Source organism: Stenotrophomonas mori (assembly GCF_023556335.1).
Taxonomy (GTDB): Bacteria; Pseudomonadota; Gammaproteobacteria; order Xanthomonadales; family Xanthomonadaceae; genus Stenotrophomonas; species Stenotrophomonas mori.
Genome location: NZ_JAIKTS010000003.1, coordinates 83,099 through 106,932 on the forward strand (window position 1 = coordinate 83,099; position 23,834 = coordinate 106,932).

Genomic DNA, 23,834 nt, shown 5'->3' on the forward strand with positions numbered 1-23,834 from the left:
TGGCCCGGGCCATGCCGGCAGTATCGGCGGAGAAAGGCGTGCGGGAGCGGGCGTCCCGTGCCCGGGCGGCGCCGATACCTGCAGGCGGGTTGTGCACGGGCCGGCACCGCGGCCCTATCATTCCTCCACCGATACACGCGAGCATCCTGGTCGTGGACATGCGTCTGCGATCGAACCTGACGGGGGCTGCCGCGGTGTCGGCGCTGCCTCCCTCCCTTCCGTCCTGACGAGCCTGCATGTCCGCACCCCCCGAGAACGCTAGGTTGAGGCAGGACATCCAGGGGCTGCGCGGGGTCGCGGTGGGCCTGGTGCTGCTGTTCCATGTCTGGCCGCGCCTGCTGCCCGGGGGCTATGTCGGCGTCGACGTGTTCTTCGTCATCTCCGGCTACCTGATCACCTCGTTGTTGCTGCGCGAGGCCGCGGCTACCGGTGGCATCGATTTCGCCACGTTCTACCTCCGCCGCGCGCGGCGCCTGCTCCCGGCGGCGACGCTGGTGCTGGCCGTCGTCGTGTTGACGACGCCCTTGCTGCTGCCTGCGCATCGATGGGCGGAGACGGCGGCGGAGGTGGTCGCGTCGGCCACCTATGTCGAGAACTGGTGGCTGGCGCACGCGGCGGTGGACTATCTGTCGGCGGAGAACGCGGCCAGCCCTGTGCAGCACTACTGGTCGCTGTCGATCGAAGAGCAGTTCTATATCGTCTGGCCCGCACTGATCGCCCTGGCGTCCCTCGTGGCGGCACGCCTCCGGCTCGGGGCGAACCGGGTGGTGCGTGCCGTGGTCGTGGCCGTGGTCGGCGTTTCGCTGCTGCTTTCCATCCAGACCACGCGTGCCGAGCCGGCGCAGGCCTATTTCTTCAGCCATGCGCGGGTCTGGGAGCTGGCCATCGGTGCCGCATTGGCAGCCTGGCCGCGTGCTCTGCCGCGGCCGATCGCAGGCTGGCTGGGCCTGGCGGGTATCGTGGCCATCCTGTATGCGGCGATCACGTTCTCGGCGGCCACGCCTTTCCCGGGCTACATGGCATTGCTGCCGGTGCTGGGTGCGGCGGCGGTGCTGGCGGCGGGTGCGGACGGCGGCGGCTACCGCGTGCTGGCGATACGCCCGTTGACCTTCGTCGGAGACATTTCGTATTCGCTGTATCTGTGGCATTGGCCGTTGATCGTTTTCCACGCGGCGTATAGCGGACGGGAGCCAGGCCTCTGGAGCGGGCTGGCGCTTGTCGTCGTCGCGGTCGGGCTGGCCTGGGTGAGCAAGCGCCAGGTCGAAGACCGCTTCCGGCACGTCCGTGAGGGCGGCCGTGGCGTGGTGAAGCTGGTGGCTGCTGCCGCTATTCCGGTCGGGTTGGCGCTGGCACTGCTCGGGTATATCCATGCTGCGGGACGCGTGGATGCCACGACGCATCCTGGTGCGCGGGTGCTGGACGGTGTCCAGGCGCCGGAAGGCAAGGGCTATGCGCCGGCACTGGAAGCGCTGGGCCTGGATCGGGCGGCCGCCTATGACAATGGATGCCATCTGTCCTTTGCGGGCGACGAGCCGGTGGCCTGCCGCTTCGGAGATCCGTCAGGGGCCTTGAAAGTGTGGGTGGTGGGCGATTCGCATGCGGTGAACTGGCTGCCCGCCATCGAGGAAATCGCCAAGCGCCGGCAATGGAACGTCAGCAGCTACACCAAGTCTTCCTGTGGCTGGATGCCGGTGATGACACGGCGCGACGGCCAGCCGTACAGGGAATGCAGGGCCTGGGGGCAACGCCTGTTCGCGCTGCTCGAGCAGGAGCGCCCGGACGTGGTCATCGTGAGCCAGATGTACAGTCACCGGACCCATGCGCGCAACGGCGGGAAGGCACCTTCGGTCCCTGCCGCATTGCGCCGCACCTGGAGCCGGATCGAGGCCTCTGGCGCGCAGGTCGTGGTCATCGCCGACACGCCGCGCTGGGCGCGCGACCCGGGCCAGTGCCTGGCCCGCGACGCCGGCTGTGCGTTGCCGTTGCGGCAGCTCGCCCACCGCGATCCGCAGCTGTCGGCGCTGCGCAAGGCACCGACGGTGGGCCTGGTCGACATGACCGATACCGTGTGCCCGGACGCACGTTGCCCGGTGGTGATCGGCAATGTCGTGGTCTGGCGTGATCGCCACCACTTGACCGCGAGCTACGCGCGCTCGGCGGCGGATATCCTCGAACGGCGGTTGACCGCCGCATCCACGCGCCTGTCGCAAAACGAATGACGCCTGCCCCAGTGGGGCAGGCGTCGCACACGGGACACCGGCAGCGGCTCAGCCCAGCGCGGCTTCCAGCTCCGGCAGCACGGCGAACAGGTCGCCGACCAGCCCGATGTCGGCCACTTCGAAGATCGGCGCATCGCCGTCCTTGTTGATGGCGACGATGGTGCCGGCGTCCTTGATGCCGGTCAGGTGCTGGATGGCGCCGGAGATGCCGACGGCGATGTACAGCTCCGGAGCGATGATCTTGCCGGTCTGGCCGACCTGCATGTCACTGGGCACGTAGCCGGCGTCCACGGCCGCGCGCGAGGCGCCGACCGCGGCGCCGAGCCTGTCGGCGAGCGCGTAGACGATCCGGAAGTTCTCCTCGGAGCCGACGCCGCGGCCGCCGGACACCACGCGCTTGGCGCTCTGCAGGTCCGGGCGGTCGCTCTTGCCACTGGCCAGGCCGATGAAGCGGGTGTGCGTGGGCAGGGCGGCATCGCTGTCCAGGGCCTCCACCGGGGCGCTGCCACCCTTGGCGGCTTCCGCCCAGGAGGCGGCGCGGACGGTGGCGACCACGACCTGGTCGGCCGGGACCTCGACGGTGATGATGGCGTTGCCGGCGTAGATCGGGCGCTTGAAGGTGTGCGGGCCTTCCACGCTCATCAGGTCGGAGACCTGGTTGACGCCGAGCAGGGCGGCGACCGCGGGCATCAGGTCCTTGCCGGTGGTGGTCGAGCAGCCGAACACATGGCTGTAGCCGGCGGCGGCCTTGGCGACCTGGGGGGCCTGCACCTGGGCCAGGGCGTGCGCGTTGGCCGGGTTGGCCAGGGTGAGCACCCTGTTGACGCCGGCGATCTGCGCGGCCTCGGCGGCCACGCCGGCCGGGTCGGCGGCCAGCACCAGCACGTCGATGTCGCCGCCCACGGCGGCGGCGGCCGAGACGGTCTTGGCGACGGCGCTGTTGAGCTTGCCGTCCAGGTGTTCGGCGATGACGAGAATCTTGGCCATTACAGCAACCCCTTCTGCTTGAGTGCGGCCACCAGCTCGGCGGCATCCTTCACCATCACGCCCTTGCTGCGCTTGGCGGGGGCGGCATAGTGGGTGGTCTTGAACGTGTCGGCGGCGTCGACGCCGAGGTCGGCCAGCTGCAGGGTCTCCAGCGGCTTGGCCTTGGCCTTCATGATGTCCGGCAGCTTGATGAAGCGCGGTTCGTTCAGGCGCAGGTCGGTGGTGATCACCGCCGGCAGGTCCACCTCCAGGGTTTCCAGTCCGGCGTCCACCTCGCGGGTCACGGTGGCCTTGCCGTCGGCGACCTCGACCTTCGAGGCGAAGGTGGCCTGCGGGCGCGCCCACAGCGTCGCCAGCATCTGCCCGGTCTGGTTGGCATCGTCGTCGATGGCCTGCTTGCCGAGGATGACCAGGTCCGGCTGTTCCTTCTCCACCAGCTTGAGCAGGGTGCGCGCGGCGGTCAGCGGCTGGATGGCCTGGTCGGTGACCACGTGGATGGCGCGGTTGGCGCCCATGGCCAGGCCGTTGCGCAGGTGGGCCTGGGCATCGGCCGGGGCGATGGTCGCCACGACCACTTCGCTCGCCACCCCCTTGTCACGCAGGCGCAGCGCTTCTTCCAGCGCGATCTCGTCGAACGGATTGGGCGACAGCTTGACGCCGTCGGTAACCACGCCGGAACCATCCGGCTTGACCTGAATGCGGACGTTGTAGTCCACCACGCGCTTGTACGCGACGAGGATTTTCATGTGCTGCGGGATCCTTCGATTACGGGGGGCCGGCGCGACGCCGGACGGATGAACGCCCGATTCTAGCGGCTGGAGGATGTGCGCGCGAATGCACGGGCAGGCACGGCCGGTGCCCTCGCGCGATGCGGTGCGGACGGTTCATGCGCCGCTGATCGCCGGTGGCGGCCATGCCGGTGCGGGCCCGCCGTTCAGGGGCGGCAGGGCCAGCCGCCGGGGGGCTGGCTGTATCCTGTGTGCTCCGGCGCGGACGCCTGGAAGCTATCGGGAGAACAAGCAGTGTCCACATGGCTAGTGACCGGTGGAGCCGGTTTCATCGGCGGCAATTTCGTGCTCGAGGCGGTGGCCCGTGGCGTCAAGGTCGTCAACCTGGATGCCCTGACCTATGCGGGCAACCTGCGGACCCTGGCGGGTCTGGGGGGCCATCCCGGGCACGTCTTCGTGCACGGCGACATCGGCGACCGCGAGCTGGTCGGGCGGCTGTTGGCCGAACACCGGCCCGACGCCGTGCTGAATTTCGCCGCCGAGAGCCACGTGGACCGCTCGATCGACGGTCCGGGGGCCTTCGTCCAGACCAATGTGGTCGGTACCCTGGGGCTGCTCGAGGCGGTCCGCGACCACTGGAAGACGCTGCCGGCCGCGGCGGCCGCCGCGTTCCGCTTCCTGCATGTGTCCACCGACGAGGTCTACGGCACCCTGGGCGAAACCGGAAAGTTCACCGAAACCACGCCGTACGCGCCCAACTCGCCGTACTCGGCATCCAAGGCCGCGTCGGACCACCTGGTGCGGGCGTTCCACCATACCTACGGGCTGCCGGTGCTGACCACGCACTGTTCCAACAACTACGGTCCGTACCATTTCCCGGAGAAGCTCATCCCGCTGGTGATCGCCAAGGCGCTGGCCGGCGAACCGCTGCCGGTGTACGGCGACGGTCGGCAGGTGCGCGACTGGCTGTTCGTCGCCGACCACTGCGAGGCGATCCGCACCGTGCTGGCCGGCGGCCGGGTGGGCGCGACCTACAACATCGGCGGCAATGCCGAGAAGCAGAACATCGAGGTGGTGCAGGCGGTCTGCGCGCTGCTCGATGCGCGCCGGCCGCGTGCGGACGGGTTGCCGCGCAGCCGCCAGATCGTCCATGTCGCCGACCGCCCGGGCCACGACCGCCGGTATGCGATCGACGCCACCCGGCTGCAGGAGGAGCTGGGCTGGGCACCGGCCCGCACCTTCGAGCAGGGCCTCGCACTCACCGTGGACTGGTACCTGGCCAACCAGGCCTGGGTCGATGGCGTCCTCGACGGCAGCTACCGCCTGCAGCGCATCGGCACCGCGGCCTGATCCAGGGGAGACGACATGGTTCGACGCAAGGGCATCATCCTCGCCGGCGGTTCCGGCACGCGGCTGTATCCGATCACCCAGGGCATCAGCAAGCAGCTGCTGCCGGTGTACGACAAGCCGATGATCTACTACCCGCTCAGCGTGTTGATGATGGCCGGCATCCGCGAGGTGCTGATCATCAACACGCCGCATGAGCAGGCCCTGTTCCAGGCGCTGCTGGGCGACGGTTCGCAATGGGGCATGGACATCCGCTACGCGGTCCAGCCGCGTCCCGACGGGCTGGCGCAGGCCTACCTGATCGGCCGCGACTTCCTCGCCGGGATGCCCAGCTGCCTGGTGCTGGGCGACAACATCTTCCATGGCCACGGCCTGCGCGAACTGCTGGCAAGGGCCGATGCCCGCACGGCCGGCGCAACCGTTTTCGGCTACTGGGTCAATGATCCGGAACGCTACGGCGTGGCCGAGTTCGATGCCGCGGGGCGGGTCGTCGACATCCAGGAAAAACCGCTGGTGCCCCGTTCCAACTATGCGGTGACCGGCCTGTACTTCTACGACGGGCAGGCCAGCGACCATGCGCGCGAACTCAGGCCGTCGGCGCGCGGGGAACTGGAGATCACCGACCTCAACAAATGCTACCTGGAGGCGGGCACGCTGTACCTGGAGCCGCTGGGCCGTGGCTATGCCTGGCTCGACACCGGCACCCACCAGTCGCTGCTGGAAGCCGCCAACTTCATCGAGACCCTGCAGACCCGGCAGGGCCTTCAGGTGTGCTGCCCGGAGGAGATCGCCTACGGACAGGGCTGGATCGGCGCCGCCGAACTGGAGGCGCTGGCCGCGCCGCTGCTCAAGAGTGGCTATGGTCGGTACCTGAACAAGCTGCTGCAACGAGGAGTGGTGCCGTGAACGTGATTCAGACCCGATTGCCCGGTTGCGCGATCATCGAGCCGGCGGTGTTCGGCGATGCGCGCGGCTGCTTCTTCGAAACCTGGAACGCGGAACGCTTCGCGGCCCTGGGGCTGCCGGACCGCTTCGTCCAGAACAACGTGTCCACCTCCAGCCGGGGCGTGTTGCGCGGACTCCATTACCAGTGGCCGCGCCCGCAGGGCAAGCTGGTCAGCGTGCTGGAGGGTGAGGTCTACGACGTGGCCGTGGACATCCGCCGCGGGTCGCCGACGTTCGGGCGCTGGGAGGCCGTGGTGCTGAGCGCGGAGAACAAGAAGCAGTTCTGGATACCCGAGGGGTTCGCCCACGGGTTCGCGGTGCTGTCCGAGCGTGCGGTCTTCAGCTATCTGTGCACCGATGTCTATGTGAAGGAGGCCGATGCCGGCGTGCGCTGGAACGATGCGGCCCTGGCCATCGACTGGCCGCTGGCCGAGCCGATCCTGTCGGCCAAGGACCAGCAGGCCCCGTTCCTGGAAGACATCGCCGAAGACCGCCTGCCGGTCTATGCGCCGGCGCCGGAGCGCGGATGACGGTTCTGGTATTCGGCGGCAACGGCCAGGTCGGGCAGGCGCTGCTGCGCGCGCTGGCGCCGTTGGGCGCGCGGGTGGCCACCACCCGCAGCGGCACGCTGCCCGACGGGCGCGCGTGCGAGGTCGCCGATTTCGACCAGCCCGACCGGCTGCCGCGGCTGTTGGAGCGCCTGCGGCCGTCCGTGGTGGTCAACGCGGCCGCCTATACCGCGGTGGACCGTGCCGAGCGGGAGCCGGAGGCGGCATTCCGTGCCAATGCCGAGGCCCCGGACGCGATCGCGCGCTGGTGTGCCGCCCGCGGCGTGCCACTGGTGCATTACTCCACCGACTACGTGTTCGACGGGCAGGCAACGGTTCCTTACCGGGAGGACGCACCGACCGCGCCGCTGGGCGTGTACGGCGCCAGCAAGCGTGCCGGCGAACAGGCGGTGCGCGCCGCCGGCGGGCGCCACCTGATCTTCCGCACCGCCTGGGTATACGCCGCCCACGGCGGCAATTTCCTGCGCACCATGCTGCGCCTGGGCGGGGAGCACGCACGGCTGCGGGTGGTGGCCGACCAGGTCGGCACGCCGACGCCGGCGGCGCTGATCGCCGACGTCACCGTGCAGGCGCTGCGGCATCCCGGCGGGCTGTCCGGCACCTGGCACCTGACCGCGTCGGGGCAGACCAGCTGGCACGGCTTCGCCGAGGCGATCTTCGCCGAGGCACGGGCCGCCGGGCTGCTGGCGAGCGTGCCGGCGGTGGAAGCCATTCCCAGCACGGCGTACCCGACGCCGGCGAAGCGGCCCGCCTGGTCGGTGCTGGATACCGGCCGGCTGCGGCAGGATTTCGGTATCGCGCTGCCCTCCTGGCAGGACGGCCTGGCGCGGGTGATGGCGGAGATCGCGGCGGCCTGACGCGGCCCACCCCGGGCGCAGGCGCAGGCACAAGCCACGGCCGCGGGCCGGGATTCCCTCCTTCGCCGATCACGGGCGGACCGGTCCACGCGCGGCCGGTCTCCCCATGGAACGGGACCTTCGTCCCCGCCGGGGGACGAAGGCGCTGGTGCCGCCGCGCGGCCACCGGCGCTGCCGCGCGCGGGCGCCTCAGCTGCGCCCGTAGGTGTCCTCGAAGCGCACGATGTCGTCCTCGCCCAGGTAGCTGCCGGACTGCACCTCGATCAGCTCCAGCGGCAGCTTGCCGGGATTGCGCAGGCGGTGGGTGACGCCAAGGGGAATATAGGTGCTCTGGTTCTCGCTGAGCAGGAGGACCTCGTCGCCGCGGGTGACTTCGGCGGTGCCGCTGACCACCACCCAGTGCTCGGCGCGGTGATGATGCATCTGCAGGCTCAGCGTGCCGCCCGGCTTGACGGTGATGCGCTTGACCTGGAAGCGCTCGCCCTGGTCGATGGAGTCGTAGGCGCCCCACGGCCGGTACACCTTGCGGTGCCAGGTCGCTTCGCTGCGGCCTTCGGCCTTGAGCCGCGCCACCACGTCCTTGACCTCCTGCATGCGGTCGGCGTGACCGATCAGCACCGCGTCGTCGGTTTCCACCACGACCACGTCCTCCAGGCCCACCATCGCTACCAGTCGTTCGCTGTAGGCATAGGTGCGCCGGCAGTCGATGGCGATGACGTCGCCGCGGTGGGCGTTGCCGTCGCCGTCCTGGGTGGACACGTCGCGCAGGGCCGTCCACGAGCCGACGTCGTTCCAGCCGGCGTCCAGGGCCACGACCACGGCGTCGGCGGTCTTCTCCATCACCGCGTAGTCGATCGAATCGGGCGTCACCGCGGCGAAGGCCTCGGCATCGAGCCGGGTGAAGTCGGCATCGCGGCGCGCGCCTTCCCAGGCGGCACGGCTGCGCTCGAGCATGGCCGGGGCGCAGCGGGCCAGTTCGTCCAGATAGCGCGATGCACGGAACAGGAACATGCCGCTGTTCCACAGGTACTGGCCGCTGGCCACGTACTCGGTGGCGGTGGCCAGGTCGGGTTTCTCGACGAAGCGCTCGACCGCGCGCGCGCCTTCGCCGGGGGCAGCCTTGATATAGCCGTAGCCGGTTTCCGGGCCGCTGGGGACGATGCCGAAGGTGACCAGCTTGCCGGCGGCCGCCGCGCTCGCGGCCTCGGCCACCGCCGTGCGGAACGCGGCCTCGTCGGCGATCACGTGGTCGGACGGGAGCACCAGCAGCAGGGGATCGTCGCCATCGGCGGTGGCTTCCAAGGCCGCCACCGCGATCGCCGGCGCGGTGTTGCGCCCGACCGGTTCGAGCACGATCGCCTGCGGGTGCGCGCCGGCTTGCTGCAGCTGTTCGGCGACGACGAAGCGGTGCGCCTCGTTGGCGATCACCAGCGGGCCGCGGGGAGCAAGCGGGGCGACCCGCTGCCACGTGGCCTGGAGCATGCTCGCGGCACCGGCCAGCGGCAGGAACTGCTTGGGATAGGCTTCGCGCGAGAGCGGCCACAGGCGGGTGCCGGAGCCGCCGGACAGGATGACGGGAAGAAGGTCGGTCATGGCGGTCTCAGGCTGAAAGAAGGGCGGAAATCTCGTCGGTGCGCGCGCGCATCAGGGGGGCATCGCCGCGTGCTTCGACGTTGAGCCGCAGCAGGGGCTCGGTATTGGAGCTGCGCAGGTTGAAGCGCCAGTCGCCGAAATCAGCGCTGACGCCATCGGTGTGGTCGAGCGCCGGTGCCTGCGCGGCGAAGTGCGCCATCACCCGGGCGACGGCGGCCTTGGCGTCGTCGACGGTGAAGTTGATCTCGCCGCTGCAGGGATACGCCGCCATCCGGTCCTCGACCAGCTCGGCCAGCGACCGGCCGCTGGCCGATACCTGCTGGGCGAGCAGCAGCCAGGGGATCATGCCCGAATCGGCATAGGCGAACTCGCGGAAATAGTGGTGCGCGCTCATCTCGCCGCCATAGACCGCGTTCTCCGCGCGCATCTTCTCCTTGATGAAGGCGTGCCCGCTCTTGCACAGCACCGGGACGCCGCCGGCGGCCTGGACCATGTCCAGGGTGTTCCAGACCAGGCGCGGGTCGTGCACGATCTTGCCGCCGGGCTGCCGCGCCAGGATCGCCTGGGCGAGCAGGCCGACCAGGTAGTAGCCCTCGATGAAGCGGCCGGTATGGTCGAAGAAGAAGCAGCGGTCGAAGTCACCGTCCCAGGCGATGCCGAAATCCGCGCCGTGCGCGCGCACGGCGTCGGCGGTGGCGGCGCGGTTCTCCGGCAGCAGCGGGTTGGGAATGCCGTTGGGGAAGGTGCCGTCCGGTTCATGGCAGATGCGCACGAACTCGAACGGCAGGTGCGGCGCCAGCAGGTCGACGATGGCGCCGGCCCCGCCGTTGCCGGCATTGACCACGAGCTTCAGCGGCTTGAGCGTGGCGGTGTCCACGTAGGACAGCAGGTGCGCGACATAGGCGCTCTTGTCGTGCTGCGCGGTCTGTGCCGCCCGCGGCGCGGCCGGCGGGGCGTGGTCGGCGGCGACGGCGTCGGCAATGGCGAACAGGCCGCTGTCCGAGCTGATCGGCCGCGCCTGCTCCTTGACCAGCTTCATGCCGTTGTAGTCCATCGGATTGTGGCTGGCGGTGACCATCACCCCGCCCGCCGCCCCCAGGTGGTCGGTCTGGAAGTAGACCTCCTCGGTGCCGCACAGGCCGATGTCGATCACCTCGCGGCCTTCGCCACGCAGGCCGGCGGCCAGCGCGTTCTGCAGTCCCGGGCTGGTCAGGCGCACGTCGTGGCCCAGCACCACCGGGCCTTCGCCCAGCCGCGCTGCCAGGGCCCGGCCGATCCTGCGGGCGAGCTCTTCATTGAGCTGGTCGGGCACACGGCCCCGGATGTCATAGGCCTTGAACGCGGGTAACGGCATGCGGGGCAACCTGTCGATGCATGGAAGGTGCCCAGTTTAGTCGCTCGGCGATGAGCGGGCTGTCTGGCGGCTGGACGAAGGTCCAAGAGGGGCCGCTGCGCACTGGCGCTAGAATGCGGCCATCCTTCGACAATGGGCCTGGTGCGATGAGCGATCCTTCTACCCCGAGCGGGCGGCGCGGCAAGGTGTTTGCGGGCGCGGCCGAGGCCCTGGATGGCGTCGTCGCCGACGGACAGACCCTGGCCGTCGGCGGCTTCGGCCTGTGCGGGATCCCCGAGGCCCTGATCGCCGCGCTGCGCGACAGCGGGGTCAAGGGGCTGACCGCCATCTCCAACAATGCCGGTGTCGACGGCTTCGGCCTGGGCCAGCTGCTGGAAACCCGCCAGATCCGCAAGATGATCTCGTCCTACGTGGGCGAGAACAAGGAGTTCGAACGGCAGTTCCTGGCCGGCGAGCTGGAGCTGGAGTTCAATCCGCAGGGCACCCTGGCCGAACGCCTGCGTGCCGGCGGTGCCGGGATCCCCGCGTTCTTCACCGCCACCGGCTACGGCACGGTCGTCGCCGAGGGCAAGGAGACCCGGGTGATCGACGGCAAGCCCTACGTGCTGGAGACCGCGCTGAAGGCCGATGTGGCCCTGGTCAAGGCCTGGAAGGCCGACGCCGCCGGCAACCTGGTGTTCCGCCGGACCGCGCGCAACTTCAACCCGGCCTGCGCCATGGCCGGCAAGGTCTGCGTGGTGGAGGTGGAGGAGCTCGTGCCGGTGGGCGCGATCGACCCGGACCAAGTACACCTGCCGGGCATCTATGTCGACCGCATCGTCCTGAACGCGACGCCGGAGAAGCGCATCGAACAGCGCACCGTGCGCCAGGGCGCGTAAGCGCGCCCTGGCCGCCTTCCTGCCGGCGTCGGCGCGGATGCGCGCGGCCCGCGCAGGAACGGACGAGGCGAAGGAACCGCGGCCCGAGCGGCCGTGGCAGCCACTGAATACTGGAGACAACCGAGATGGCCTGGACCCGTGACGAAATGGCGCAGCGCGCCGCCCGTGAACTGACCGATGGCGCCTATGTGAACCTGGGCATCGGCCTGCCGACGCTGGTGGCCAACCACATTCCCGAAGGAGTCGATGTCTGGCTGCAGTCGGAGAACGGCCTGCTGGGTATCGGCCCGTTCCCGACCGAGGCGGAGATCGACGCCGACCTGATCAACGCCGGCAAGCAGACCGTCACCGCCCGTGCCGGTGCCAGCTACTTCGGCAGCCATGACAGCTTCGCGATGATCCGCGGCGGCCACATCGACCTGGCCATCCTCGGCGCCATGCAGGTCACCGACAAGGGCGACCTGGCTAACTGGATGGTGCCGGGCAAGATGGTCAAGGGCATGGGCGGGGCGATGGACCTGGTGGCCGGCGTGCAGCGGGTGGTGGTGCTGATGGAGCACACCGCCAAGAACGGCGAGCACAAGATCCTGCCCGAGTGCACGCTGCCGTTGACCGGGGTCGCCGTGGTCGACCGCATCATCACCGACCTGGCGGTGTTCGACGTCACCGATGCCGGGTTGGCGCTGGTGGAGGCCGCACCGGGAGTGACGCTCGAGGAGCTGAAGGCCAGGACCGGGGTCGCCTTCGCCTGAAGGCGGGGCGTCCTCCGCGGCCCGCGCTCAGCCGGGCCTGGACGGGAAGACCCCGGCCAGCACCTGCGCCGCGTTCTCCGCGGAAAAGTGGCGGCGTATGTTTTCCCGGCCGGCGTCGGACAGCCGCTGCCAGAGCGTGTCGTCGCGGTCGAGGCGGACCACGGCGGCGGCGAACGGCCCGGTGCCGTCGGCGACGAGCGCCTGCTCGCCGTCCTCGATGAACATGCCTTCGGCGGCGATCGGAGTGACGACCACCGGGAGTCCGTGGCTCATCGCGCTGTTCACCTTGCCCTTCACGCCGGCCCCGGCCCGCAGCGGCGCGACCGCCATCCGTGCATGGGCCATCAGCGGCCCGAGATCGTCGATGCGGCCATGGACCACGACGCCGGGCCTGCGCAGGGCCGTGGCGTCGGCGTCGGGAATGTCGCCCACCAGGTGCAGCGGCATGTCCGGTACCTGCTGGCGGACCCGGGGAAGGATCTCCTCGACCAGCCAGTGCACCGCGTCGCGGTTGGGCGGGTGGCCGAAGCCGCCGACGAACAGCATGCCGGCGCGCCCGTCCGGACCGGCACGGCACGGCAGGAGCGGATGGATGTTGCTCAGCACGCGGATGCGCGCATCGGGCAGCAGCCGGTGCAGCAGGCGCTGCTCCGGGCCGCTGACGACGAACGTGGCATCGCAGGCCCGTACCTGGCGCAGCTCCCGTCGGCGCGTGCGCGCCGCGCTGGCCCGTGCGCGGCGGTTTCCGGAGAGCGTCGCGGTGCGCCGTTCGCGCACGAAATGCAGGTCCACGGTATCCAGCGCCACCGTGGCCGAGGGGGCGAAGTGGCGTATCAGGCCCAGATGGTGTGCGGCCACGTAGTGGCGGCAGAGGAGCGCTCCGGCGAGGACCCCGGCATTCCGGCGCAGCCAGTCCGGGAGGTCGGGGCGGCCGCCGGTGCCGATCAGCTCCACCCCCTGGGCGGCAAGCGCGGCGGCCTCCGCGGTGCTGGCCCGGCCGCTGTCGGGCATGAAGGTCACCTGGAACCCCTGCTGTGCGAGCAGTTCGAAGATCGCCATCAGGCGCACGGAACCGGAGTCGCGGGTGCGGTCCGGGGTCACGGCGTCGATCACCAGGAGGCGTGGGCAGGCCGCGGGAGCGCGCATCGGTTGTGCCGGCGCCGGCGGAACCATCGCGGTGGCGGAGCGCAGCCGTTGCCCTGCCAGGGCGAGGGTCTGCTTCAGGCCGCGGTTGGCGAACGACTTGAGCCCCCCTCCCACGAGCCGGAAGCCGCGCCTGGCCTTCCAGATGAAAACAGGGAGTGGGGACGTGGGAAAAGGCATGCGCACTGGCGGGGCTGGCGAGGGCGGTAAGTGGCGGAGGCTGCCGGGAATGGTACGCCATGCGCCGGGGCCTGACTGGCCGCGCCGCGGCATCCTGTCGGCATGCCGAGCGAAGAACTGCAGCGGGCATCATGACGCGGGCGGCGGTTTCTCGTCGATAATCCGCCCCCGGAGGCACGCGGCGAGGGGGCGTGGAGGAACGCCGTGTCGATGTTTCCGTGCGTGTTCGCAGCCTGTTTAGGTTCGATCTTCTAGTTTCTAGCCTTTGCCCGTCACCCTGGAGAGCCCCGTGCCCTACGGAAGCCCTGTTCCCGCCCCTGCCGTTCGCCTGTCCGCGATGCCGGCTCCGTCCGCCTGTGCGCCGGTCCGCGCGCGGCAGGCGCCATGAGCGATCCGCACGGCGCCGCAAGGGATGCCGGCATCGCGGTGCTGCCGGCCGAAAGCCCGCTGCCGATGCCCGAGCAGTCGCTGCGGCACGGACGGCTGCAGGGCCGCCGCCAGGACACCTCGCCGCCGAACATCGTGCTGCGGCGCCTGTACGTGTTCGGCAGCACCGCGCTGATGACCGCGGCCGCGACCTGGCTGATGGTCGGGGTGCTGGCCCGCGGCGGGATCGATGTGCTGGAGGTCTGCCTGCTGGGGCTGTTCGTGCTGCTGTTCGCCTGGGTCGCGTTTTCCTTCGTCAGCAGCCTGGCCGGGCTGCAGGCCCTGCTGCGTGGCCGGCGCAAGCTGGGCATCTACCCGGATGCGCCGTTGCCGGTGCTGGGCGCCCGCACCGCGTTGTTGATGCCGACCTACAACGAGGATCCACGGCGGATGATGGCCGGGCTGCAGGCGATCTACGAGTCCGTGGCGGCCACCGGCCAGCTCGACCGCTTCGACTTCTTCGTGCTCAGCGACACCACGCGCGAGGCCATCGGCCGCGCCGAGGAGGACGTGTTCGCGCGGCTGCTCACGGCCACCGGCGGGACCGGAAGGCTGTTCTACCGGCGCCGGTCCGACAACGCCGGGCGCAAGGCCGGCAACATCGCCGACTGGGTGCGCCGTTTCGGCGGTGCCTATCCGCAGATGCTGATCCTGGATGCGGACAGCCTGATGACCGGCGACGTGATCGTCCGGCTGGCGTCGGCGATGGAACAGCACCCGGGTGTCGGCCTGATCCAGTCGCTGCCGTCGGTGGTTGGCGGCCGTACCGCGTTCGCGCGCATGCAGCAGTTCGGCGGGCGCGTCTACGGGCCGGTGATGGCGTATGGCGTGGCCTGGTGGCATGGCGCGGAGAGCAACTACTGGGGGCACAACGCGGTGATCCGCACGCGCGCGTTCGCCGAGCAGGCGGGGCTGCCGGAGCTGCCGGGGCGCAAGCCGTTCGGCGGGCACGTGCTCAGCCACGATTTCGTGGAGGCGGCGTTGATGCGCCGTGGCGGCTGGGCCACGCACATGGTGCCGTACCTGCACGGCAGCTACGAGGAAGGGCCGCCGACCCTGACCGACCTGCTGATCCGCGACCGCCGCTGGTGCCAGGGCAACCTGCAGCATTCCAAGGTGGTGCACGCCGCGGGCCTGCACTGGATCAGCCGGGTGCACATGCTGGTCGGCATCGGGCATTACTTCACCGCGCCGATGTGGGCGATGCTGATGCTGATCGGCATGGCCATCCCGCTGGTGCGCGGCGGCATCGACCTGGCGCAGGAGCTGCACCTGCGGCTGTCGCCGGTGCACTACTGGCGCGGCCTGGACGAGCGTGGCGTGCTGTGGGTGTTCGTCGTCACCATGGCGGTGCTGCTGGCCCCCAAGGCGATGGGCTACGTGGCCATGCTCGGTTCGCGCCGCGAGCGGCAGGGCTGTGGCGGCGGCCTGCGCGCGCTGGCCAGCGTGCTGCTGGAGACGGTGCTTGCGGCGTTGATGGCGCCAGTGGTGATGTACGTGCAGTCGCGGGGCGTCGCCGAGGTGCTCGCCGGCAAGGATTCGGGCTGGGATGCCCAGCAGCGTGATGATGGCCGGGTGTCGTGGGGGGCGCTGGTGCGCGGCTATGGCGGCTTGAGCGTCTTCGGCCTGGCGATGGGAGCGATGGCCTATGCGGTGTCGCCCTCGCTGGCGGCGTGGATGTCACCGGTGGTGATCGGCATGGTGCTGGCGGTGCCGGTGGTGGGGCTGACCTCCTCGCGCAAGCTGGGGGACTGGCTGCGCCGGCACCGCTTGCTGTCCATTCCCGAGGAAAGCGCGCCGCCGCCGGTGCTGGTGCGCGCGGCCGAACTGCGTGCCGCGGCGATGCAGGTGCCGCTTTCCGTGGAGGAGTAGCGCGCGGGCACTGTCTTGCTGCCAGGCAGCGCGCTTGAATCAGCGAAACGGGTCCTGCGACGGGCCCAGGGACCGCCTGCCGTCGCCGCGGCTTCCAGGTCCCCTTCCGCGGCGATGGAGCCGGCGGGGAACACCCGGAGGGCGGCGTGGCGGGATGCGCGTGGCTTTCCTGCGTCCCGCGCGTCGGGCGATACGCACTCCATTCCGCCCCGATACGCGGGCGTCTTCGCCCTTCGGCCCGCAGCGACAACCCGGCTGCCGGTGCTGCCGCGCCGGCAGGGGCATAATGCGCGGTACCTCGCTGGAGTTACATGCACATGCTGGAAACGGTGGAACAGGAAACCGGCGCGACGCCGGAATGGTCGGTGATCTGGCTGCACGGGCTGGGTGCCGACGGCCACGACTTCGCGCCGATCGTGCCGGAGCTGGTGCGTCCGCACTGGCCGGCGATCCGCTTCGTGTTCCCGAACGCGCCCAAGCGTCCGGTCAGCGTCAACAACGGCATGCCGATGCGGGCCTGGTACGACATCGTCAGCCTGGATTTCCGCAGCCGTGCCGATGCCGCCGGCGTGGCCGAATCGGTGGCGCAGGTGGAAGCGTTGATCGCGCGCGAACAGGCACGCGGGCTGCCACTCGAACGGATCCTCCTGGCGGGATTCTCGCAGGGCGGCGCCATCACCCTGTCCGTGGGCCTGCAGCGGCGGCAGCCCCTGGCGGGCCTGGTCGCGTTGTCCACCTACCTGCCGGAAGTCGACGCCGCCGCGGCGCAGCTGGTCGAGGGGGCCACCGCGCAGCCGGTGTTCATGGCCCATGGCAGCGGCGACCCGGTGATCCCGCTGCAGGTGGCCGAGCACAGCCTGCAGGTGCTCAAGGGATTGGGGTTCGCGGTCGAGTGGCACCGCTATCCGATGGCGCACCAGGTCTGCGCCGAGGAGATCCAAGCCCTCGGCGACTGGCTGCAGGCTCGTTTCGCGCAGCGCTGAGCGGCGCGGTGGAGAGTGGACATCCCGCACCGGCACGGCTACCCGCACCGGTGCGGCAACGACCAGGAAGGGGAGGGCGATGGACGTAATCATTGCCGATGACGAACCGCTGGCGCGCGACCGCCTGCGGCGGCTGCTGTGCGCGCATGGCGATGTCCGCGTGGTGGGCGAGTCCGGCGACGGGCAGGCGACGCTGGAGGCCTGCGCACGCCTGCGGCCGGACCTGGTGCTGCTGGACATCGCCATGCCGGGCCTGGACGGCATGGCCCTGGCGCGGCGGCTGGCCGACCTGGAAGCGCCGCCGGCGGTGGTGTTCTGCACGGCCTACGATTCGCATGCGCTGTCCGCGTTCGACGTGGCCGCGATCGACTACCTGATGAAGCCGGTGCGGGCCGAGCGGCTGGCGGCGGCTCTGGATCGCGGGCGCGCCCTGCTCGCCGGGCGCGACGCCGCGCCGGCGACGGCCGTGCCTCCAGGGCGGCGGGCGCTGTGCGCGCGGCTCGGGGGCCAACTGCGGCAGATCCCGCTGGAGGACGTGCTGTACCTGCAGGCCGAGGAGAAATACGTGGTGGTGCACCACACCCTGGGCCAGGACCTGCTGGAAGAGTCGCTGCGCTCGCTGGAGGACGAGTTCGGCCTGCGCTTCCTGCGCATCCATCGCAACTGCCTGGTCGCGCGCGCGCGCCTGCAGGCGCTGCGGCGCACGCCGAGCGGCCAGGTGCAGGCGCTGTTGCGCGATGTGCCCCAACCGCTGGAGGTGAGCCGCCGCTGCGTGGCGGCGCTGAAGGCGGAACTGGCCGCGGGCTGAGCACTGCGCCGATAATGGCGCCATGAAAACCCTGCGTATCGCCACCCGCAAGAGCCCGCTCGCCCTGTGGCAGAGTGAACACGTCGCCACCCGCCTGCGCCAGGCGCATCCGGGGCTGGTGGTCGAACTGGTGCCGATGAGCACCCGCGGCGACGAGGTGCTGGACCGCTCGCTGGCCGCCATCGGCGGCAAGGGCCTGTTCCTGAAGGAACTGGAGCTGGCGATGCTGCGTGGCGACGCCGACTGCGCGGTGCATTCGCTCAAGGACGTGCCGATGGCGCTGGACCCACCGTTCGCGCTGCCGGCGATCCTGGAGCGTGCCGACCCGGCCGATGCTTTCGTCTCCAACCGGTTCGCGGGCCTGGACGCCCTGCCGCAGGGGGCCCGCGTCGGCACGTCCTCGTTGCGGCGGCAGGCGCAGCTGCGCGCCCTGCGCCCGGACCTGCAGCCGCTGGACCTGCGCGGCAACGTCAATACCCGCCTGGCCAAGCTCGACGCCGGCGACTACGAGGCGATCATCCTCGCCTGCGCGGGCCTGGAGCGCCTGGCCTTCGGTGCGCGCATCCGCGACCGCCTGCGCCCGCCGCAGTGGCTGCCGGCGCCGGCCCAGGGAGCGGTGGCGGTGGAGTGCCGGGCCGATGCCGCGGCGGTGGTCGCGCTGCTGACGGTGCTGGACGATCCGCGCACGCGGCCCTGCGTGGAGGCCGAGCGGGCGATGAACCGGGCACTGGATGGAAGCTGCCATGTCCCGGTGGCCGGGCTGGCGCAATGGCGTGGTGAGGACCTGTGGCTGCAGGGACTGGTCGGCGGGGTCGCCGACGGCCGCGTGGTGCGCGCCGAGGCGCAGGGCCCGGCGCGGGACCCGGAGGCCCTGGGCCGTACCGTGGCCCAGGGCCTGCTGGACCACGGCGCCGGTGCGCTGCTGCGCTGAACCGCCGGTGCCGGTGCGGCACCGGGCGGCGCGGCCGCGGCGGGCTTACTTGAAGCTGTAGACCACGTTCATCGTGGTCAGGGTGTCGGTCTTGCGCTTGTCCTGGGCGACGTCGCTGTTGTAGCGGGCCTGCCAGCCGGCCTTCAGCGCGAAATGGCTGTTCATCGCCACGGAGACGCCGAAATCGTTCTGCGCGAAGGTGTTGTACGAGCCGGATTCGACCAGCAGCGTATTCACCAGCTCGGTGTTGCTGGTGATGCCGAACTTGAGGTCGAACAGGCCGCGGCCGATCAGCCCGGTGCGGCTCTCGTCGGTCTCGGAATTGTGGGTGCGGCGCACACCCGGACCGATCTGGGTGTCCAGGACCAGCCGCTCGCCGTCGATCAGCCGGGTGCCGTAGCCGAGACCGAAGCTGCCCTGGCGGTCGTAGGTGGCGAAATCGTCGCTTTCATAGCGCACGGTGGCGGTCAGCTGGCGGTGTTCGCCGAGCTGCAGGGCGCTGCCGGCACTGCCGGTGTAGCGGTTGGCGGTGGTCTGGCGCTTGCGGTAGGTGGCGCCGTTGTCGTCGCTCTGCTTGTACTCGGCACTGGAGCGCAGGCCGAACAGGTCCATGCTGTGCACCCAGTCGTCGTCGCTGTAGCGCAGCTTCAGCCGGCCGTTGAAGCTCTCGGTGGTGCTGTTGCCGCGCGCGGAGGCGAAGCCGAGCTCGCCGCCGCTGCCACTCCAGGGCGAGGTCATCGCGGCCGGGTCGGAGGTGTCGTCCGCCCAGGCCATCGGGGCGGTCAGCAGCAGCGGCAGCAGCAGGGAAGCACGCAGGGACATCGGGGGGTCTCCGGATCAGGGGGGCGGGAAGCGTTTCGATGATACCGGAAGCCTTTCCGCCGGCCGTCCGCCGGCGGCGGCCGGCTTTAGTTGCGGTTCGGTGTCCCCGCGGCGGCGGCCGGGCACCATTGCGCGCCCGAGTCGGACATAATCGGGCCATGGACCGCTACGAACGCATCAATACGCTGCATCGCCTGCTCAAATCGGCGCGTTATCCGATCACGGTGGTACGCCTGCAGGAGGAGCTGGGCTGTTCGCGCGCCACCGTCTACCGCGACCTGGCCTTCCTGCGCGACGCGTTGATGGCACCGGTGGAGGGCGATGGCGAGGCGGGCTTCCGTTACCAGAGCGGGGAGAACGAGCGCTTCGAGCTGCCCGGGCTGTGGCTGAGCTCGGCGGAGCTGCATGCCCTGCTCGCCTCCCAGCACCTGCTGGCGCGGACCGGCGGCGGGGTGCTGTCCTCGATGCTGGCGCCGCTGCAGCAGCGCATCGAGAGCCTGCTGGCAGCCCAGGCCGGGGTGTCGGCCTGGCCGGTGGAACGGGTGCGGGTGATCCCGCACCGCGGGCGCAAGCTCGACGAGGCCAGTTTCCGTACCGTGGCCTCCGGCGTGCTCGAACGCCGGCAGCTGTCCTTCGACTACCGGGCACGCTCGACCGACGAGGTCACCCGGCGCACGGTGTCGCCGCAGCGCATCACCCATTACCGCGACAACTGGTACCTCGACGCCTGGGACCATGGCCGCGAGGCGCTGCGCAGTTTCGCGGTGGACCGCATCCACAAGGCGCGGGTGGTGGACCAGCCGGCCCGCGACATTCCCGACAGCGAGCTCGATGAGCAGCTGGGGGCCGGCTACGGCATCTTCTCCGGTGCGCCCAAGGGCTGGGCGACCATCGTGTTCAGCGCCAAGGCCGCGCGCTGGGTGGCCGACGAGCACTGGCACTCCCGGCAGCAGGGGCGGTTCCTGGCCGATGGCCGTTACGAGCTGAAGGTGCCGTACAGCGTCTCGCGCGAGCTGCTGATGGACGTGCTGCACTACGGCTCGGACGCGGAGATCGTCGAGCCGCCGGCGCTGCGCGAGCAGGCCAAGGCGCTGCTGTCGCTGGCCCTGAGCAACTACGACTGAGGCCGGCCGGGCCGCCGCGGCCGCCTGGCCCGGGGCCGGCTATTTCCGGTTGGGGACCTCGAAGCCCAGCCGGTCGACCTGTTCGCGGTGCTGCGGCACCCGCTTGAGCTTGTCGGTGTTGACCTCGTAGCGGTCGCGCAGGCGCTGCGCCAGCTGCCGGTACAGCGCCGCATCCATGTCCGGCTCGCGCGCGAAGATCCAGGCCATCTCGCGGCCGGGATAGCCGATCAGCGCCCAGGAATAATCCGGCGCCACTTCCAGGATGCGCGAGTGGGTGGGCACCACCTTGTAGAACCAGGTGCGCCAGCGGCGGTTGCCGCTGTCCTCGTCCACCCGGGCACGCAGCTCCATCTCCTCTTCGGGCTCGTCGAAGCCTTCGCGGTACTGGTAGCGGATGGAGACCCGGTCGCCGCCCCGCAGCGCATAGGTGTTGACGCTGGCGACGTGGCCGCGCTCGACGAAGTTGGGTACCCGCCCGATCACGTACCAGCGGCCCATGAAGCGCTGCAGGTCCACCGGACCCTCGGCGTTGCCCTCGGCGGCCGGCGGCGGAGGCGGTTCCTGCGCGAACGAAGGCGGGGCCGGCAGCACCAGGCCGAGCAGCAGGACGGCAACAAGCGGGGGGAGCATTCGCATCGCGGACCATGATCGCCGTGGAGTATGACCGCAGCATGTTCGATGGCCGGCGATGGATGCGTCAATGGCAGGTCGCAGCCGATGAGATGGCGGGTGGGCAGGATCGCGGCCTACCGTCACGGAGACCGCCATGCGCCCGACCCCCGTTTCCTCCCGTTCCCGCCGTGGCCGCCCGGCACCGGACCCCCGGGTGCTGCGTTGCGTCAGGCAGGCCGCGCTCGCCGGGCTGGCGCTGGTGCTGGTGTGGCCGGCCCTGCGCGGCAGCAATCCCTGGATCGGCTGGTTGCCGCTGTGGTTGCTGGGCATGCCGCTGAGCGCATGGTGGGCGCTGTACCGTTTCCGTCTGCCGGCCGCCTGGCGCCGCGGCCGCGCGGGGCGGGATCGGCCGCGGCCGCAGGCCCGGCGCCTGCGGGGGGGCCAGGGCCGGCGCCGGGCGGCGGCACCGGCCGCCTGAGGGACGGCGGCGGCTTCCGGCCGGGTGCTGACCTTCGGCAGAGGAGGGGGTGCGCGGCCTGTGCTAGCGTTCGCGGCCTATGAACGCATGGAGCTGTCATGACCCGATTCCGCTGCGCCTGCCTCGCCGCAGGCCTGATTTCCGCGAGCCTGTCCGGAGGCCTCATGGCCGCTGAGGAGGAACAGGACGCCTACGCCTGGCTGGAAGACGTCACCGGCGACGCACCGCTGGCCTGGGTCAAGGAGCAGAACGCCAAGGCCGAGGGCCGGCTGGCCGCCACGCCCGCGTTCCGGCAGATGGAGGCGGGCATCCGCGAAGTGCTCGATTCCGACGCCAAGATCCCCGGCGTGGAGAAGATCGGCGACTACTACTACAACTTCTGGAAGGACAAACAGCATGAGCGCGGCGTCTGGCGCCGCACCACGCTGGTGGAGTACCGCAAGGCCGAGCCGTTGTGGGAAACCGTGCTCGACCTGGACGCGCTGAACGCGGCCGAGGGCGAGAACTGGGTGTGGCACGGCGCCAGCTGCCTGCGCCCGGACTACAGCCGCTGCCTGATCGCGCTGTCGCGCGGAGGCGCGGACGCGGACGTCACCCGCGAATTCGACCTGGCCGGCAAAGCATGGGTGGAGGACGGCTTCTTCCGCCCGGAGGCCAAGGGCGGGCTGGGCTGGATCGACCGCGACAACGTCTTCGTCTACACCGATTTCGGCGAGGGCTCGATGACCTCCTCCGGCTACCCGCGGGTGGTCAAGCGCTGGCGGCGGGGCACGCCGATGTCGGCGGCCACGCCGGTCTACGAGGGCACGCCCGAGGACATGTACATCGCCGCGATGCACGACGATACGCCGGGCTTCGAGCGCGACTTCGTCAGCCGCACGCTGGCGTTCTACAACAACGAGCTGTTCCTGATCGGCGCCGACGGCACGCTCGCCAAGGTCGATGCGCCGAATTCGGCCGAGAAGGGCGTCCACCGGCAGTGGCTGACCCTGGAACTGCGCGAACCCTGGACGGTGGGCGGCACGACCCACGCCGCCGGTTCGCTGCTGGCGATCGGCTTCGACGACTTCATGGCCGGCAAGCGCGACTTCCAGGTGCTGTTCGCACCGACCGACACCACCTCGCTGGCCGGGGTGACCTGGACCCGCTCGCATGTGGTGCTCAACGTGCTGGACGACGTCAAGAACCGCCTGGAGGTGCTGACCCACGGGGACGGCGGCTGGACCCGCGGCGAATTCGCCGGTGCTCCGGCGTTCGGCACCATCGGGGTGGGCGCGGTGGACGCGGACGAAAGCGACGCGGTGTGGATGACGGTCACCGACTACCTGACGCCGACCACGCTGGCCCTGGCCGAGATCGGCCAGGCGCCGGAAGTGCTCAAGACCATGCCGGCGTTCTTCGAGGCGAGCGGCAAGGTGATCGAGCAGCACTTCGCCACCAGCAAGGACGGCACCCGCGTGCCGTACTTCGTGGTGCACGACAAGGCGATGAAGCGGGACGGTTCCAACCCGACCCTGCTGTACGGCTACGGCGGCTTCGAGATCTCGCTGACCCCGTCCTACTCCGGTGGCATGGGCCGCGCGTGGCTGGACAAGGGCGGCGTGTACGTCGTGGCCAACATCCGCGGCGGCGGCGAATACGGTCCGCGCTGGCACCAGGCGGCGCTGAAGCAGAACCGCCACCGGGCCTACGAGGACATGGCCGCGGTGGCCCAGGACCTGGTCGCGCGCAAGCTCACCTCGGCCCGGCACCTGGGCGTGCAGGGCGGCAGCAACGGTGGCCTGCTCACCGGCAACATGCTCACCCAGTACCCGGAACTGTTCGGTGCGGTGGTGGTGCAGGTGCCGCTGCTGGACATGAAGCGCTACAGCCACCTGCTGGCCGGTGCCTCGTGGATGGCCGAGTACGGCAATCCGGATACCCGTGATTGGGACTTCATCCGGACCTTCTCGCCGTACCACCTGTTCGACCCGGCCAAGGATTACCCGCCGGTGCTGTTCACCACCTCCACCCGCGACGACCGCGTGCATCCGGGCCATGCCCGCAAGATGGCGGCCAAGATGATCGATGCCGGCAAGGACGTGACCTACTACGAGAACATCGAAGGCGGCCACGGCGGCGCGGCCAACAACGCCCAGGCCGCGCACATGTCGGCGCTGGCCTACAGTTTCCTGTGGGAGCAGCTGGGCGGAAAGTGAGGTTGACGGAGCGCCCCCGCAAGGGGGC

General features: G+C 70.5%; 21 protein-coding genes. 14 read left to right on the forward strand and 7 right to left on the reverse strand.

The genetic code is table 11. The features are described from left to right. Positions 1-236 precede the first annotated feature (236 nt). Positions 237-2,219: an acyltransferase family protein gene (locus tag K5L01_RS09885; protein WP_250064228.1), complete on the forward strand. Its 1,983-nt coding sequence runs from the start codon at positions 237-239 to the stop codon at positions 2,217-2,219. 48 nt (positions 2,220-2,267) lie between these two features. Here the strand turns inward: K5L01_RS09885 and K5L01_RS09890 are convergent, their stop codons facing one another. Beyond that, complete coding sequence (locus tag K5L01_RS09890; protein WP_250064229.1) at positions 2,268-3,206, reverse strand: electron transfer flavoprotein subunit alpha/FixB family protein; 939 nt, start codon at positions 3,204-3,206, stop codon at positions 2,268-2,270. Then, positions 3,206-3,952, reverse strand: a complete 747-nt coding sequence (locus K5L01_RS09895; RefSeq protein ID WP_250064230.1) for an electron transfer flavoprotein subunit beta/FixA family protein — start codon at positions 3,950-3,952, stop codon at positions 3,206-3,208. Before K5L01_RS09895 ends, K5L01_RS09890 begins: the two co-directional genes overlap by 1 nt. A gap of 276 nt (positions 3,953-4,228) precedes the next feature. Here K5L01_RS09895 and rfbB point away from each other — a divergent pair, with 276 nt between their 5' ends. Genes rfbB through rfbD form a run of 4 tightly spaced genes read left to right on the forward strand, consistent with a single transcriptional unit; the run spans position 4,229 to position 7,652 of the window. Next, entirely contained in the window at positions 4,229-5,284 is a 1,056-nt protein-coding gene (rfbB, locus tag K5L01_RS09900; RefSeq protein ID WP_250064231.1) for a dTDP-glucose 4,6-dehydratase, read from the forward strand. A gap of 15 nt (positions 5,285-5,299) precedes the next feature. Next, positions 5,300-6,187 (forward strand): glucose-1-phosphate thymidylyltransferase RfbA, encoded by an 888-nt coding sequence (rfbA, locus tag K5L01_RS09905; protein WP_250064232.1) that lies wholly within the window; start codon positions 5,300-5,302, stop codon positions 6,185-6,187. Further along, complete coding sequence (gene rfbC / locus K5L01_RS09910) at positions 6,184-6,756, forward strand: dTDP-4-dehydrorhamnose 3,5-epimerase (RefSeq protein ID WP_250064233.1); 573 nt, start codon at positions 6,184-6,186, stop codon at positions 6,754-6,756. Before rfbA ends, rfbC begins: the two co-directional genes overlap by 4 nt. Beyond that, positions 6,753-7,652 (forward strand): dTDP-4-dehydrorhamnose reductase, encoded by a 900-nt coding sequence (gene rfbD, locus K5L01_RS09915; RefSeq protein ID WP_250064234.1) that lies wholly within the window; start codon positions 6,753-6,755, stop codon positions 7,650-7,652. Before rfbC ends, rfbD begins: the two co-directional genes overlap by 4 nt. Before the next feature lie 189 nt (positions 7,653-7,841). Here the strand turns inward: rfbD and K5L01_RS09920 are convergent, their stop codons facing one another. Continuing rightward, entirely contained in the window at positions 7,842-9,245 is a 1,404-nt protein-coding gene (locus tag K5L01_RS09920) for a mannose-1-phosphate guanylyltransferase/mannose-6-phosphate isomerase (RefSeq protein WP_250064235.1), read from the reverse strand. 7 nt (positions 9,246-9,252) lie between these two features. Continuing rightward, positions 9,253-10,599 (reverse strand): phosphohexomutase domain-containing protein, encoded by a 1,347-nt coding sequence (locus K5L01_RS09925; RefSeq protein WP_250064236.1) that lies wholly within the window; start codon positions 10,597-10,599, stop codon positions 9,253-9,255. Between the two features lie 146 nt (positions 10,600-10,745). Here K5L01_RS09925 and K5L01_RS09930 point away from each other — a divergent pair, with 146 nt between their 5' ends. Together K5L01_RS09930 and K5L01_RS09935 are read left to right on the forward strand one after the other, a co-directional pair. Beyond that, positions 10,746-11,477 (forward strand): CoA transferase subunit A, encoded by a 732-nt coding sequence (locus tag K5L01_RS09930; protein WP_250064237.1) that lies wholly within the window; start codon positions 10,746-10,748, stop codon positions 11,475-11,477. 125 nt (positions 11,478-11,602) lie between these two features. Then, positions 11,603-12,229 (forward strand): CoA transferase subunit B, encoded by a 627-nt coding sequence (locus tag K5L01_RS09935; protein WP_250064238.1) that lies wholly within the window; start codon positions 11,603-11,605, stop codon positions 12,227-12,229. Between the two features lie 27 nt (positions 12,230-12,256). On the opposite strand, the gene K5L01_RS09940 is transcribed toward K5L01_RS09935, so the two are convergent. Continuing rightward, complete coding sequence (locus K5L01_RS09940; RefSeq protein ID WP_250064239.1) at positions 12,257-13,375, reverse strand: glycosyltransferase family 4 protein; 1,119 nt, start codon at positions 13,373-13,375, stop codon at positions 12,257-12,259. Between the two features lie 561 nt (positions 13,376-13,936). On the opposite strand from K5L01_RS09940, the gene mdoH reads away from it, so the two are divergent. From mdoH to hemC, 4 genes are all read left to right on the forward strand, one after another. Beyond that, entirely contained in the window at positions 13,937-15,850 is a 1,914-nt protein-coding gene (gene mdoH / locus K5L01_RS09945) for a glucans biosynthesis glucosyltransferase MdoH (RefSeq protein WP_250064240.1), read from the forward strand. Between the two features lie 317 nt (positions 15,851-16,167). Beyond that, positions 16,168-16,833, forward strand: coding sequence for an alpha/beta hydrolase (locus tag K5L01_RS09950; RefSeq protein ID WP_250064601.1), 666 nt, complete (start codon positions 16,168-16,170; stop codon positions 16,831-16,833). 79 nt (positions 16,834-16,912) lie between these two features. Then, positions 16,913-17,641, forward strand: a complete 729-nt coding sequence (locus tag K5L01_RS09955) for a LytR/AlgR family response regulator transcription factor (protein WP_250064241.1) — start codon at positions 16,913-16,915, stop codon at positions 17,639-17,641. 22 nt (positions 17,642-17,663) lie between these two features. Further along, a complete protein-coding gene (gene hemC, locus K5L01_RS09960; RefSeq protein WP_250064242.1) occupies positions 17,664-18,572 on the forward strand; it encodes a hydroxymethylbilane synthase in 909 nt (302 codons plus the stop codon). 45 nt (positions 18,573-18,617) lie between these two features. On the opposite strand, the gene K5L01_RS09965 is transcribed toward hemC, so the two are convergent. Further along, positions 18,618-19,394: a DUF481 domain-containing protein gene (locus K5L01_RS09965; RefSeq protein ID WP_250064243.1), complete on the reverse strand. Its 777-nt coding sequence runs from the start codon at positions 19,392-19,394 to the stop codon at positions 18,618-18,620. Positions 19,395-19,552: 158 nt separating this feature from the next. Between K5L01_RS09965 and K5L01_RS09970 the strand changes: the two genes are divergently transcribed. Next, positions 19,553-20,518: a helix-turn-helix transcriptional regulator gene (locus K5L01_RS09970; RefSeq protein ID WP_250064244.1), complete on the forward strand. Its 966-nt coding sequence runs from the start codon at positions 19,553-19,555 to the stop codon at positions 20,516-20,518. 39 nt (positions 20,519-20,557) lie between these two features. On the opposite strand, the gene K5L01_RS09975 is transcribed toward K5L01_RS09970, so the two are convergent. Further along, the gene (locus K5L01_RS09975; protein ID WP_250064245.1) at positions 20,558-21,154 is read right to left on the reverse strand and encodes a lipocalin family protein; all 597 of its coding nucleotides are present in this window, start codon (positions 21,152-21,154) and stop codon (positions 20,558-20,560) included. 130 nt (positions 21,155-21,284) lie between these two features. Between K5L01_RS09975 and K5L01_RS09980 the strand changes: the two genes are divergently transcribed. Both K5L01_RS09980 and K5L01_RS09985 read left to right on the forward strand, forming a co-directional pair. Further along, positions 21,285-21,608 (forward strand): hypothetical protein, encoded by a 324-nt coding sequence (locus K5L01_RS09980; protein ID WP_250064246.1) that lies wholly within the window; start codon positions 21,285-21,287, stop codon positions 21,606-21,608. Between the two features lie 98 nt (positions 21,609-21,706). Further along, complete coding sequence (locus K5L01_RS09985; RefSeq protein WP_250064247.1) at positions 21,707-23,806, forward strand: prolyl oligopeptidase family serine peptidase; 2,100 nt, start codon at positions 21,707-21,709, stop codon at positions 23,804-23,806. Positions 23,807-23,834: the final 28 nt, after the last annotated feature.